The organism is bacterium (genome assembly GCA_035370465.1).
Classification (GTDB): domain Bacteria; phylum Ratteibacteria; class UBA8468; order B48-G9; family JAFGKM01; genus JAGGVW01.
Window position 1 is genome coordinate 12,939 of the sequence record DAOOVW010000002.1, and the last position, 13,581, is coordinate 26,519.

Sequence of the window (13,581 nt, forward strand, 5' to 3'; positions counted from 1 at the left end):
CAGAGAGAAATGCAGAGTTTTCTCTTAAAGTGATTGAAAAAAAAGACCCTGAAGAAAATGTAGGAATATTTGTAAATAAAAATGGAAAAAATGCAGTAATAGAATATATTGATTTCCCTGATGAGTTAAAAAAGAAAAAGGATAAAAACGGCAATTTAGTTTTTAATGCGGGAAGTATTGGTATTCACTATATATCTATTGATTTTATTGAAAAATTAAATAAAATTGGTTTTCCTCTTCCATATCATAAAGCAATAAAAAAAATAAATTCAATTTATGGAGAAGTTGAGGGAATTAAATTTGAGACATTTATTTTTGATGCAATTCCATTTGCAGAAAGAGTTTCATGTGTATTAACAGATAGAGAAGAAGAATTTGCTCCTTTGAAAAATAAAGAAGGAGTTGATTCTCCCGAAGAAGTAAAAAAAGCAATATCAAATCAGGGAAAAAAATATTTGAGATATGCAGGGATAAATGTCCCGGATGAAATATTAGTTGAAATCAGTCCGCTTTTTGCAATTGATAAAGAAGAAGTCAAAGAAAAAATACAAAAAATTAAAATAAACACAAAAGAAAAATTTATCTACCTTGAATAATTGTAAAAAGGGCAACTTTAAAAAATTAAAGGGTCTTACCTTTTTGTCCCGTCTGTTTTTCTATTTCAAGTAATTTTTTCCCATATTCAAAACCATCAATAACAGAAGGGTCATCACTCCTTATAGTCCTACTTTTAACTCTGTTTTTATTGTAAAAATCTCTCTCTTTAATAGTTTTTAAAAACCTGTTTTCAAAGTCGTCAAAACTTTCTCCATAAATGTGATATGAATCAGAAATATCTGTATATTGTCCTACTTCAACTTTTTCCCCTGTTTTTTCTGATATTTTATCTGCAATATATTTTTGTAGACATGTTAAACCAAAAATATTCATAAAAGCAGCCCTATATGCATCTCTTGAACGCCAATGACTGCTCATAATTAGATATTTTTTATTTTTAATATTTAAAATTCTACACCATATTCTTTGTAAACAAGGTGGGTCATAGGTAAAAACATCATAAAAAGGAATCCATGTAATTGCCTGCGCCCTTCTTGAATAATTACTTGTTGAAAGTTTTTCAATTATATATTCAATTTGATTTATTTTTTTATTATAATTTTCTTCTGGTAAATGGTAATTAAAAAGGCGGTCATGATATGTATATGTCCACTTATTTTCTTTTGGGTCTATCCAATGGTCATGAATTCCATTAACAACTTCCTGTCTATATTTTTCAAGGTCTTCAAAACCACCAGGGAAACCTAAATGAATTCTTGGTTCTGAAAATGGGTCTTTTATTACCATTATCATTGTACAATCTTTACTGGGTTGGTCATAATTCCTATCATATTCTGTTTTAATTTCAATTCCTTTTTCCCAAACAGCAAGAACACTTTTTTCCCATACAGAAGAAATATTTGCTCCCTCAATTTTTATAACAGGTACCATATTTTCTCCCATTTTATTCCTTATCTATTTAATGTCTTTTTACACAATAATTACCTAATCTTGTCCAGTATATCCACACACTCCTTCTCTTGGTGAATTAACGACTGGTAGAAAATTTTCATATCCACCTTCACATTCGTGTTTTTCAGCACATTTCTTACAAAAATACCCTTTATTAAGGTCAATACAGTAGGGACATACCAATGTTGCTTTTGCTCCACAAATACAACATGTTTTTGAAGGCATCTCATTTCTTGCTATTAACTTAATTTTTTTAATTTTTTCCTTATAATTTAATGAACTTATAACTTTTAAAGAAAGATGTGTAGTAGAACCAAAATCATATAAATAGATAAATTCTAATCCTGTAGATAAAATTTTGCCTACTTGAATATCCATATACAACTCTTTATGTTCTTCTGATGGTTCTATATCCATCCCATCTGAAAAAAATTCAAAATCCATAATTCTAAATAAACTTAAATGTCCACAACATTCAACCCAGATATTTCTTATAAAACTATCAAGGTCGGCAAGAGTGGAATTAAACGGAATTAAAATATGTAGCCAATAATCATATAAATGATGTCCTTCAATTATTAAATGAAATAGACATGGTTTTTGAGAAACTGGCGTTTCAATAAATCCCCTTTTTATCAAGCAGGTTTTAAGATGATTTGTCATTTCTTTTTTGCTATAAATTTTACCACATAAAAAACATTTTCCCTTTGATATTTCTCTTTTCATATTTTCCTCTTTTATAAAGAATTAATTTTTCTTAATAGAATATCAGGAGAATTTAATTTTAATATTCTTGTTGTATTATAACATACTAAAATAAAAAATATCATAAAATTTTTCTTTTTGAGCTTTTCAATTAAATTATCGTATGAATATTTATTGATAATATCAAAAAAGATATAATATTAAAATGGAAAAAAATGTAAAAGAAAAGATTGATGAACTTGTAAAATTGTTAAATTATTATAACTATAAATATTATGTTGAGAATAATCCAGTTGTAAGTGATTATGAATATGACCAACTTTATCATCAACTTATAGAACTTGAGAAAAAATATCCTCAATTTGTAAGACATGACTCTCCAACTCAACGAGTAGGCGGACAACCTCTAAAAGAATTTAAAACAATAGAACATAAAGTTCCAATGTTAAGCATTGATAATACATATTCAGCAGAAGAACTTATTGAATTTGATAAAAGAGTAAAAAAGATGGGAGAAGTTGAAGAAATTGATTATGTAGTTGAATTAAAATATGATGGTGTTGCTGTATCTTTGATTTATGAAAATGGAAAATTTGTTTTGGGAGCAAGTAGAGGTGATGGATATAGAGGTGATGATATAACAGAAAATTTAAAAACAGTTAAAACATTACCCTTACAAATTCCTTATAAAAAACCATTAGAAGTTAGGGGTGAAGTTTATATGAGGAAAGATGATTTTCAACGACTTAATGAAGAAAGAGAAAAAAGTGAAGAACCACTTTTTGCTAATCCAAGGAATGCTACTGCTGGTTCTTTAAAACTTCTTGACCCAAAGGAAGTTGCAAAAAGAAATTTGCAATTATTTGCATATCAGGGTATTTTAGAAAATGGGTATGAAACGCACTGGGATACAATGATGTTTTTAAAAAAAATTACATTCCCAGTAAGTCCTTATATGAAGCATGCAAAAAATATAGAAGAAGTAATTGACTATTGCAATGAGTGGCAGGATAAAAGATTTTCACTTCCTTATAATATTGACGGAATGGTAGTAAAAGTTAATTCTTTAAAATTACAAAAGAAACTTGGCACTACAACTAAAAGCCCAAGATGGGTTGTTGCATATAAATTTCCAGCAGAACAGGTTACTACTATATTAAAAGATGTTATTGTTCAGGTTGGTAGAACTGGCACACTCACTCCTGTTGCAATTTTAGAGCCAGTTCAAATAAGTGGAACAACTGTTTCAAGAGCAACTTTACATAATTTTGATGAAATAAAGAGATTGGGATTGAAAATAGGGGATAGAGTTTTTGTTGAGAAGGGGGGAGAAATAATTCCAAATATTGTTAAAGCAATTCCTGAATTAAGAGATGGAGATGAAAAAGATATCCCTGTTCCTACACATTGCCCTGTGTGTGGAAGTCCTGTTATTAAGGAAACAGGAGAAGTAGCAATAAGATGCCCAAATGTTAGATGTCTTGCACAGGTAAAAGAGAGAATAATCCATTTTGCATCAAAAAATGCTATGGATATAGAAGGACTTGGAGAAAAATGGGTTAACATTTTTGTTGATAATGGACTTCTTTCTGATTATGGAGATATTTATTACTTAAAATATGAAGATATTATAAAATTAGAGAGAATGGGGGATAGGTCAGTTAAAAATCTTTTAAAAGCAATAGAAGAAAGTAAAAGCAGACCATTTTCAAGATTGATTTTTGCATTAGGAATAAGACATATTGGTACTCATGCAAGTGAAATTTTAGCAGAAAATTTTTCTTCAATTGATGAACTTTCAAAAGGTACTGTTGACCAATTTTGTTCAATTCCAGAAATAGGACCTACTATGGCAGAAAGTATTGTTGAATTTTTTAAAAATAAAGAAAACTTAAAAGTTATAGAGAAGTTGAAAAAAGCAGGAGTAAAAACATCAAGGGAAAAAAAGGAGGTAGAAAAAAAGAATATTTTATCAGGACTTACTTTTGTAGTAACTGGAACATTAAAAAACTATACAAGAGATGAAATAACAAATTATATAAAAGAACTTGGCGGTAATGTCTCTTCATCTGTTTCAAGGAAAACTGATTATATTATTTATGGAGAAGAACCTGGCTCAAAATTACAAAAGGGACAAGAATTAAAAATAAAACTTTTAACTGAAGATGAATTTCAAGAATTAGTTAAAAACCTCCTTACAAAAAAATGATAAAAGATATTCCTATTTCTAAATTAAAAGATGAATTTTTATCATATCTTTATTTAGAAAAAAACCTTTCTGAAAATACAATTTCTTCATATAAAAATGATATAGAAAAATTTACTACCTTTTTAAGAGAAAAAAAATATAGATTAAAAGAAATTGATTTCTCAAAATTTACTGAATTTCTTTTACACCTGAAAAAAAAGAATTTATCTGTTTCATCAATTATAAGGATAATCTCATCAATCAGGAATTTTTATAAATTTCTATATGCAAGAGGAATTATAAATGACTATTTATTTATTGAAACACCAAAGTCAGAAAGGGACTTGCCAGAAGTTTTATCTAATGAGGAAATAGAAAAATTACTTTCTACAACAGAAAATTCAAAGAAATATAAAAGAAATATAGCAATCCTTGAACTTCTTTATGGGGCTGGTATTCGGGTCTCAGAACTTGTGAATTTAAAAATTGATGATATAAATTTTAATCAAAAATTTATGAGAATAAAAGGGAAAGGCAACAGAGAAAGAATTGCATTTCTTAATACAGTTGCTCTACAAAGAATTAATGATTATCTTCCTGAAAGACAACAAACTAAAAAAGGTAATCTTTCGCCATATCTTTTTGTTAATAATAGAGGAAATAAACTATCAAGACAGTTTATATGGAAAATAGTAAAAAAATATAGTTCACTTGCAAATTTGAATAAAAATATAAAACCACATACTCTTCGTCATTCTTTTGCAACACATTTACTTGAAAGTGGTCTGGATTTAAGAATTGTGCAAGAACTTTTAGGGCATAAAAATTTATCTACAACAGAAATTTATACTCATATTGATAGAAGACAAATAAAGAAAATATACAAAAAATATCATCCTCGTGCATAACCATATTGACAAATTTTTTTTATGATTTATTATATATAAAAAAGGTAACTATAAACATTAAAAAAATTATAAAAAGGAGGCAAAAGTGGCTGCATTAATTGGAGGTATTGTAGCGATTATTGTGGGAATTTTACTTGCAGGACCAGGACCTCTTGGGCAAGCAACTTTATGGTTTATTGGTGGTGGAATTGTTGTTTTTCTTGTATTGGGTGGAATAATAGCGATTGCTGCTGGAATAAGTGACATAAAAGATAAGATTGAAGAGGAAAAAGAAAAGAAAAAAGAAAAAGAGGAAAAGAAAGAGGAGGAGAAAAAAGAAGGAGAAATAGCATCTGGAAGTGAAGAGAAAAAAGAATAAGTATAAAATAGAAATATGCCCCGATTTGTTTTTTACAGATCGGGGCTTTTTTATAAGAATGTTCAGTTAATGTATTAGTTTAAAACAAAAGGTCAATATATAAAAAACATCACCTACACCAAAAAACTTAATAAATTTGTTATTTTGCATAACAAGTTTTTAGAGGATAAAAAAAGGCCGGGGTGGAAGATAAATTTTAATTACAAAGAACAAAACAAATAGAATAATAAAGAAAAAGTTCTTCCACATTGGGTTGGTTGTACTATTGCAATACAATATTTCGCACCAACCTTTTTGAAATAAGTAAGTATTTTACTTCATAAAGAAAAACAAAAAAATTACTATTTGAAAAAAGGAGATGAAATGAGTAAAAAGGAAATAAGAGAAAATTATTTAGAAAATGTTATTGGAAAATTAAAATCAGTTGAAAAACACCAGGTAAATAATTTCCGTAAAGCAGGAGAAATGATTGCAGATGCTTATCAACAAGATAAATTAGTGCATGTTTACGGTGGTGGTGGGCATACATGTTTAATGGTATGCGAAATGTTTTTTCGTGCAGGTGGTTTAGCAAATATTAATCCAATTATGGGACATGATATATCACCATTTTGCCAAGCATTAAAATATTTAGAAGTAGAACGAACAACAGGTTATGGTAGATGTTTAATAAAGTATTATAGAGTTCAAAAAGATGATATTCTTATTATTTTTCATAACATAGGAGCAAATCCAACAACAATAGATGCAGCAGACGAAGCAAAAATAATTGGTGCGAAAATTATTGCTGTTTCTTCAAATAACTGGCGAGAAAAATTACCAAAAAATCATCATATCAGGCATCCTAATAAAAAGCATCTTTTTGATTATGCTGACCTTTGTATTGACGATGAAAATCCCTATGGTGATGCTGATTATTATATTGAAGGATTTAATGTGCCAATAGGTCCAACATCCACAATAATTGATGCCTATATTGCACATAGAATTGTAATAGAAACAGTAAAGTCCCTTATTTCACGAAAAATAGAGCCACCTATTTTTCGCAGTGCAAATCTTCCAGAAGGTGATGAGTATAATTCTAAATTAATTGAAAGATATCGTAATAGAGTTAAGGATTTATAATTACAAAAAAATAAGGATAAAAAATGCAAAAAAATATAGAAAAAAATAAAAATAGTAAAACTCCTGCACAAAAATTTTTGGATTTAATTCGTAAAGATATTATAGAAATTCAAAATGATAAAGAGAGATTGATAGAAATGGCTGAAGAGATGTCAGATTCACTTTTAAAGGGAGGGAATATTTTTGCTCCACCTGTAAATAAAGCATGGACATCAGAATTTAGTGGAAGAGCAGGAGGATTGATGTGTCTTAAAGGAAAGGCAAATCACTCAAAGGATATAGCGTTTTTTGCATTACCTGACCCTCGCAATTGGGAGCCTCAAAAAGATAAAGTGCTAAAAACATTACTGAAAGGTAAAGCAAAACTTTTCGTAATAGGAAGAAAAGAAGATTTAGGAGATATAAAAATAAATAGGCAGTTCGCTGGTTTTACAGGTGGTGTTAGAGCAGATATAGGAATGTATAGATACAAAAACTTTAATCCTTTTGCTTCAACAAGAGAGTTTAAAATTTTTGTTAGAGGATGGATAACAACAGGTGAGATGATATGCGCATGTATTCGTAAAGGGAAAATGCCAATTATCTATATGAGTGTCTGGTTTGAAGGAGCAATACCTCGCAATAGTAGTTTTACATATACTGATTTTTCAAATTATTATGAACCATCTTTAACCAAACCAATTGTTCCTTTAGAAGTTTTTCATAAAAATCGTTATATTCCTCCTTTACCACCAGGATATGCTACTACTGAATTTCTCCAAATAGTAAAAATGTTAATTGATAAAATTGATAATCAAGCAGATCAAATTTCCAGAATAGGACAATGTCTTGCAGAAGCAAAACAAAAGGGAAAAAAAATTCATGTTGTTGCTGCTGGACATTGCTATCCAGGAATATTAGAATTACCAGATGATAATTCATATCCTTTAACATGGGGAGTTTCAAGAGCAGATTTAAAATATGCTGTTCCTTCTGATTTAAAAGATGGTGATGTAGCATTACATTTTGGTTATGGTCCAACAAGTATTTCTGATGCAAAAAAAATTCTGAAACGAGGAGTGAAACTAATTCATACATCTCCATATGGTCGGCGAATAGGTATACCAGAAAATGAAAATTTTTTATGGTTTGACCTCCCATGGAGACCTGGCGATGCTGTCATTGATATACCAGGATACAGTGTCCGTATGTTACCAAGTAGTAGTACTGCACACTCAATTGCTTATAATGCAATTCTTTGTGAAATGGCAGAAGTAATGGGATGGCAGTAATATATAGTAATTTAATATTAAGAAATTTTTAGATATTGTAATAAAACTAACTATTTTAATACTATATTAAATATTTTCCCTTTTACATATACTTTCTTTATAATTTCTTTGTTTTCAACCCACTTAGAAAATTTTTTATCGTTAATAATTTTTTCAAAAAGTTCTTTTTCATCTATTACTGTTGGAACATTTATTGTTCCCCTTAATTTTCCATTTATTTGAACAGGGACTGTAATTATATCTTCCTTTTCTGTTGTTTCTTTATATTCAGGCCATTTTTGATAATAAATAAATTCTTTTTCACCGTTTCTTTCCCATAATTCTTCGCTTATATGAGGGGCAAATGGCGAAATAATCTTTATAAAATTTTTCCATGTCTCTACAATTATTTTTTTAGAAGCACTTTTTTCTGATATTATTTTGCTGAAAAAATTTAAAAACTCCATTATTTTTGCAATTCCCGTATTGAAATGGAAATCATTTTCAATATCTTCTGTCACTCCTTTTATTGTTTTATTTATTGCAATTTCTACTTCATTGTTTTTTTCATTTTTCTCACCTTCATAATTTTTAATTTCATTGTTTATCCTCCAAACTCTGTTGATAAATCTCCAGCATCCTTCGATTCCTTTTTCACTCCATTCTAAGTCAAGTTCAGGAGGTGCAGCAAAAAGTATAAATAATCTTAAAGTATCAACTCCATATTTTTTAATAATATCTGTTGGGTCAACAACATTTCCTTTTGATTTTGACATTTTACTTCCATCTTTAACAACCATTCCCTGGCAGAGTAAATTTTCAAATGGTTCCTCAAAATTAATATATCCAATGTCTTTTAAAACCTTCACAAAAAATCTACTATAAAGAAGATGTAAAATAGCATGTTCTATCCCACCAATATATTGGTCTACCGGCATCCAGTAATTTACTTCCTCTTTATCAAATGGTTTATCTTCTATTTTTTCGGAAGCATATCTTAAAAAATACCAGGAAGAATCAACAAAAGTGTCCATTGTATCTGTTTCCCTTTCACTTTCTTGCCCACAAATAGGACACTTACATTTTACAAATTCAGGAATATTTTTTAGTGGTGATTCTCCCTTTCCCGTAATTTCAATATTTTCTGGTAATTTAACAGGAAGTTGTTCTTCTGGAACAGAAACAGTTCCACATTTTTTACAGTATATTATTGGAATTGGAGTTCCCCAGTATCTTTGTCTTGAAATACACCAGTCCCTTAATTTATAGTTTACTGTTTTTTTCCCTTTCCCTTTATTTTTAAGAAATTCTATTATTTTTTCTTTTGCTTTTTCACTTTCCTGTCCATCAAATGTTCCAGAATTAACCAATATCCCTTCTCCTTCATATGCATTTTCTAAATTTTCTGGTAAATTTTGCCAATCAGGGTTTTTTATAACAATTTTAATTGGGATATTATATTTTTTTGCGAACTCAAAATCTCTCTCATCATGAGCAGGTACTGCCATAATTGCTCCTGTTCCATATTCCATTAAAACATAATTTCCCAGCCAGATAGGAATTTTCTCTCCATTAACAGGGTTAATTCCATAAATTTCTGTATCAATTCCTTCTTTTTCTGTTTTTGAGGCATCAATAACTTTTATTCTCTGTTTCTTTGTTCTTTCTACAAAATTTTGTATTTCACTACTATTTTTTGATTTTTGAATTAATTTTTTAACCACAGGGTGAAAAGGAGAAACAACAAGGTAAGTGCAACCAAATAATGTGTCAGGTCTTGTTGTAAAAATAGTTAAATTTTCACCTAATTGAGGTATATCAAATTCAACTTCACCGCCAGTGCTTTTTCCTATCCAATTTTTCTGCATTGTAATTACTCTCTCAGGCCAGTTTTTTATCCCAGAAAAATCAAGCAATCTTTCAGCATAATCAGTAATCTTTATAAACCATTGTTCAAAATTTTTCTGTTCAACTAAACTACCACATCTCCAACATTTATCATCCACTACCTGTTCATTTGCAAGAACTGTCTGACATGATGGACACCAATTAGCAGGTGCCTGTTTTTTATATGCTAAATTTCTCTTAAAAAATTGGATAAAAAAATATTGATTCCATTTATAATATTCAGGAGAACATGTTATTACTTCTCTTTCCCAGCAGTATGAAATACCAAGTTTTTTCAATTGTTGTCTGATAGTATTAATATTTTTATATGTCCATTCCCATGGTTGAATTTTGTGTTTTATTGCAGCATTTTCAGCAGGTAGACCAAAAGCATCATATCCAATCGGATGCAATATATTAAATCCATTCATAACTTTATATCTTGCAACTACATCCCCAATTGTATAGTTTCTAACATGTCCCATATGAATCTGGGCAGAAGTGTATGGAAACATTTCAAGAATATAAAATTTTTTATTATCCTTTTGGAATTTTGCCTTAAATAAATTATTTTCTTCCCATTTTCTTTGCCATTTTTCCTCAATATTTTCATAGTCATATTTTTCCATATTTTTCTCCAATTCTCACTCACAGCATTTTGAAGTTTTTGTTTTGAATATTATGTATTATTTATATGTTAATAGAATATAACCCAAATTACTATTTTTTTCAATTTATTTTACATTTATTACATAAAAGGTATAATAAAAAAAATTTAAAGCCAAAAAAGGAGGGTATTGTGAAAATTGCAATTCAAATAGGACTCTTGCCGGGGAATACTCTTGAAGAAAAATTTTATAAAGCAAAAGAGATTGGATTTGAGGGTATTGAAGTATATGGAAGGGATTTACTTAATGATGAAAAAATTGTTGAGAAATATAAAAATTTGTCAAAGGAAATGGGTATCCAAATTTCTTCTATATGTGCCGGCTATAGAAAATTTCTTCTTGACCCAACACATGAGGAAAGACAACAATCAAGAAACGAAATAAAAAAATTGTTAGAATTTGGAAATTACCTTGGAGTTGTTGGGCTTATTCTTGTTCCAGTTTTTGGTTCACCTAAAATAACTGACCTATCTCCATACAAAAATGCATTTGAACTTGAAAAAGAACTTTTAATTTCTCAATTACCAGAATTAGTAGAAAAGGCAGAAAAAGAAAAATGTGCGCTTTTACTTGAACCACTTAATAGATATGAGACACATTTTATGAATCGTATTGAACAGGGAATTGAATTATGCAAAAGAATTAAAAGTGAATATTTAAAAACAATGGCTGATTTTTTTCATATGAGTATTGAAGAAGTTGATATAGCAAGGGCAATTAAAAAAGGTGGAAAACTTATTTCACATGTCCATTTAGCAGATAGTAATAGAATTTTGCCGGGGATGGGACATACTGACTTCAAAAAAGGGTTTAAGGCATTGAAGAAAATTGGATATGATAAATTCTTGGCACTTGAATGCGGAGTTCCTGAACCAAAAAAAGAAAATTTGGACAGATGTTTCCATTATTTAAAAAATATAATTGAAACTATATAAAAAAGGAGAAAAAAATGAAAAAATTAAAGGTTGGTATAATTGGGACTGGTGGTATTGCTCAGGTTTCTCATATTCCTAACTTTCAGAAAATTGAAGATGTAGAGGTTAGTGCAATTTCAGATATAAATAAGGAAAAATTAAATTATGTAGCAGAAAAATTTAATATCCCAAAAACATTTACAGACTGGGAGAAGATGCTTGAAGAAGATATTGATGCTGTTGTTATTTGTTCACCTAATTCTTTCCATTCAATTCAGTCAATTAAAGCAATGGAAAAAGGAAAACATGTTTTATGTGAAAAGCCAATATGTTTAAGTGTGGAAGAAGCAGAGAAAATTTTTGATACTGTTGATAAAACAGGAAAAGTTTTTATGGGCGCTTTCCCAAGAAGATTTTTAGGAGAAACAATTGTCTTGAAAAAAATGATTGATAATGGGGACTTTGGTGAGATTTATTATTTAAAAGCAAGTTATTTAAGAAGGAGAGGTATTCCTGGACTTGGAACATGGTTCACAAATAAAAAACTTGCTGGTGGTGGTCCTATGATGGATGTTGGGGTTCATGTGATTGATATGGTTCTTTATCTTGCTAATTTAACTGACCCGAAAATTATTATTGGGACAACATTTGAGAAATTTAAAGATAAAGCAGTAGATGGTGGTTGGCCTCCAATTGAAACAAGAAAAGGAGAAAAGGTAACTAATAAAATGGATGTAGAAGACCTATCTTGTGGTTTTGTTAAATTTTCAAATGGAGCAACACTTTTTGTAGAAGCAAGTTGGGCGGGAAATTCAGAAACGGGACTGAAAGCAAGTTTGTTTGGCACAAAAAATGGTGCACAATTGCCTGACCCTGAAAATAAAGAAAATCCGGTAAGAATATATTCTGAAATTGATGGAATTATTTCTGATATTACTCCTCAAATACCAATATTAGACCCATATCTTGAAGAGGCAAAACATTTTATTGAATGCATAAAAGAAAATAAATCCCCTATTACTAAAAAGGAAGAAATAATAAGTGTTGTTAAAATAATTGAAGGTATTTATAAGTCATCTGAAACAGGTAAGGCAATAATTTATTAAATATCAGATGGCTTTTTAACTTTTTATTAAACACAATTCTCTTCTTTTACTGAAAATTGTTTTTTTTTAAATGAAAAAAGGGATTGAAGAAAAAGTAATTAAAAAGAGTACTGGGGTTCCAATACTTATAAGAGAGGATATTGAGTATTTAGATAAAGGACATTCTGTTTTTCTTGCATATCACCAAGAAGTTGAAATTCATATAATAAAAGAAGGAAAAGGGTTTTATCTCATTCAAAATAAAAAATATATTTTTGATAAAAATACTGCAATAATTATTTATCCTGACCAGCAACATCTTCATAATATTTATCCACCTTATAGTATTAAAAAAATTTCTCTTTATTTCAATCCCGGCATTTTAAAAAAAATTAATTTTGACATAAATTCTTTACCACATTTAATAAAAATACCTGGTAAAAACATAGCAAAAATTCAATTAGTTGTTGATTTGATGAAAAATGAAATATCTGAGAAGAAAAAATTTTGCGAAGATACAACATATTCTTTACTCAATTTTATTCTTAATTTATTGAAAAGGTGGAAATACGAAAAAGAAATTCCTTATAAGCAAGCAGATCCACTAATTGATAAATTAATAGAATATTTAAATGAAAATTATTATAAGGATATTGACATTTTACATCTTTCAAAAATATTTTATAAGTCAGAAAGTTATCTTTCACACATATTTAAGAAATTTACAGGTATAGGAATAAAAGAATATATTATTCAAAAAAGAATTCTTGAATCAAAAAAAATTCTTGAAAATCAAAATGACATTAAAATTACAAAAGTTGGAGAGAAAGTTGGTTTTTCTTCATTTCCACTTTTCTATCGTGCTTTTAAAAAAATAACAGGTATCTCTCCTTCTTCATATAGGGACATTTTTTTAAAAGCAGAAAATAATATAAAGACAGCAGAAAATATAATTTAATTTTAATTCTTTTAATGTATAATTAA

12 protein-coding genes are annotated in these 13,581 nt (G+C 28.8%); 9 read left to right on the forward strand and 3 right to left on the reverse strand.

Annotated features, from left to right (window positions below):
- The coding region (locus PLW95_00475; GenBank protein ID HOV21143.1) for a UTP--glucose-1-phosphate uridylyltransferase at positions 1-596 on the forward strand (596 nt) is incomplete at its 5' end.
- Positions 597-621: 25 nt separating this feature from the next.
- On the opposite strand, the gene PLW95_00480 is transcribed toward PLW95_00475, so the two are convergent.
- Together PLW95_00480 and PLW95_00485 are read right to left on the reverse strand one after the other, a co-directional pair.
- On the reverse strand, positions 622-1,488 hold the full coding sequence (locus PLW95_00480; protein ID HOV21144.1) for a thymidylate synthase: 867 nt from the start codon (positions 1,486-1,488) through the stop codon (positions 622-624).
- Positions 1,489-1,542: 54 nt separating this feature from the next.
- Positions 1,543-2,235 carry a hypothetical protein gene (locus PLW95_00485; GenBank protein ID HOV21145.1) on the reverse strand — a complete coding sequence of 231 codons (693 nt, stop codon included), beginning with the start codon at positions 2,233-2,235 and terminating at the stop codon, positions 1,543-1,545.
- 184 nt (positions 2,236-2,419) lie between these two features.
- On the opposite strand from PLW95_00485, the gene ligA reads away from it, so the two are divergent.
- The 5 genes from ligA (at position 2,420) to PLW95_00510 (ending at position 8,064) form a co-directional block, all read left to right on the forward strand.
- Positions 2,420-4,423 carry an NAD-dependent DNA ligase LigA gene (gene ligA / locus PLW95_00490; protein HOV21146.1) on the forward strand — a complete coding sequence of 668 codons (2,004 nt, stop codon included), beginning with the start codon at positions 2,420-2,422 and terminating at the stop codon, positions 4,421-4,423.
- Positions 4,420-5,310 carry a site-specific tyrosine recombinase XerD gene (xerD, locus tag PLW95_00495; GenBank protein ID HOV21147.1) on the forward strand — a complete coding sequence of 297 codons (891 nt, stop codon included), beginning with the start codon at positions 4,420-4,422 and terminating at the stop codon, positions 5,308-5,310. The genes ligA and xerD overlap by 4 nt, the downstream gene beginning before the upstream one ends.
- Positions 5,311-5,395: 85 nt before the next feature.
- Positions 5,396-5,668, forward strand: a complete 273-nt coding sequence (locus tag PLW95_00500; GenBank protein HOV21148.1) for a hypothetical protein — start codon at positions 5,396-5,398, stop codon at positions 5,666-5,668.
- Positions 5,669-6,031: 363 nt separating this feature from the next.
- A complete protein-coding gene (locus PLW95_00505) occupies positions 6,032-6,793 on the forward strand; it encodes a sugar isomerase domain-containing protein (protein HOV21149.1) in 762 nt (253 codons plus the stop codon).
- A 23-nt stretch (positions 6,794-6,816) separates the two neighbouring features.
- Positions 6,817-8,064, forward strand: coding sequence for a hypothetical protein (locus tag PLW95_00510; GenBank protein HOV21150.1), 1,248 nt, complete (start codon positions 6,817-6,819; stop codon positions 8,062-8,064).
- 50 nt (positions 8,065-8,114) lie between these two features.
- Here PLW95_00510 and leuS read toward each other — a convergent pair whose 3' ends face one another.
- Entirely contained in the window at positions 8,115-10,559 is a 2,445-nt protein-coding gene (leuS, locus tag PLW95_00515; GenBank protein HOV21151.1) for a leucine--tRNA ligase, read from the reverse strand.
- A gap of 170 nt (positions 10,560-10,729) precedes the next feature.
- Here leuS and PLW95_00520 point away from each other — a divergent pair, with 170 nt between their 5' ends.
- The 3 genes from PLW95_00520 to PLW95_00530 all read left to right on the forward strand — a co-directional run bounded on the left by PLW95_00520 (position 10,730) and on the right by PLW95_00530 (position 13,555).
- Complete coding sequence (locus tag PLW95_00520) at positions 10,730-11,533, forward strand: sugar phosphate isomerase/epimerase family protein (GenBank protein HOV21152.1); 804 nt, start codon at positions 10,730-10,732, stop codon at positions 11,531-11,533.
- Positions 11,534-11,547: 14 nt separating this feature from the next.
- Positions 11,548-12,618 (forward strand): Gfo/Idh/MocA family oxidoreductase, encoded by a 1,071-nt coding sequence (locus tag PLW95_00525; GenBank protein ID HOV21153.1) that lies wholly within the window; start codon positions 11,548-11,550, stop codon positions 12,616-12,618.
- A gap of 70 nt (positions 12,619-12,688) precedes the next feature.
- The gene (locus PLW95_00530; protein HOV21154.1) at positions 12,689-13,555 is read left to right on the forward strand and encodes an AraC family transcriptional regulator; all 867 of its coding nucleotides are present in this window, start codon (positions 12,689-12,691) and stop codon (positions 13,553-13,555) included.
- Positions 13,556-13,581 lie beyond the last annotated feature (26 nt).

What these genes read in the sequence shown, in the direction of transcription:
- PLW95_00510 (HOV21150.1), top strand. Translation starts at nt 6,817, where the DNA reads ATGCAAAAAAATATAGAAAAAAATAAAAATAGTAAAACTCCTGCACAA.
- PLW95_00525 (HOV21153.1), top strand. Translation starts at nt 11,548, where the DNA reads ATGAAAAAATTAAAGGTTGGTATAATTGGGACTGGTGGTATTGCTCAG.
- PLW95_00530 (HOV21154.1), top strand. Translation starts at nt 12,689, where the DNA reads ATGAAAAAAGGGATTGAAGAAAAAGTAATTAAAAAGAGTACTGGGGTT.
- PLW95_00505 (HOV21149.1), top strand. Translation starts at nt 6,032, where the DNA reads ATGAGTAAAAAGGAAATAAGAGAAAATTATTTAGAAAATGTTATTGGA.
- xerD (HOV21147.1), top strand. Translation starts at nt 4,420, where the DNA reads ATGATAAAAGATATTCCTATTTCTAAATTAAAAGATGAATTTTTATCA.
- leuS (HOV21151.1), bottom strand. Translation starts at nt 10,559, where the DNA reads ATGGAAAAATATGACTATGAAAATATTGAGGAAAAATGGCAAAGAAAA.
- ligA (HOV21146.1), top strand. Translation starts at nt 2,420, where the DNA reads ATGGAAAAAAATGTAAAAGAAAAGATTGATGAACTTGTAAAATTGTTA.
- PLW95_00480 (HOV21144.1), bottom strand. Translation starts at nt 1,488, where the DNA reads ATGGTACCTGTTATAAAAATTGAGGGAGCAAATATTTCTTCTGTATGG.
- PLW95_00485 (HOV21145.1), bottom strand. Translation starts at nt 2,235, where the DNA reads ATGAAAAGAGAAATATCAAAGGGAAAATGTTTTTTATGTGGTAAAATT.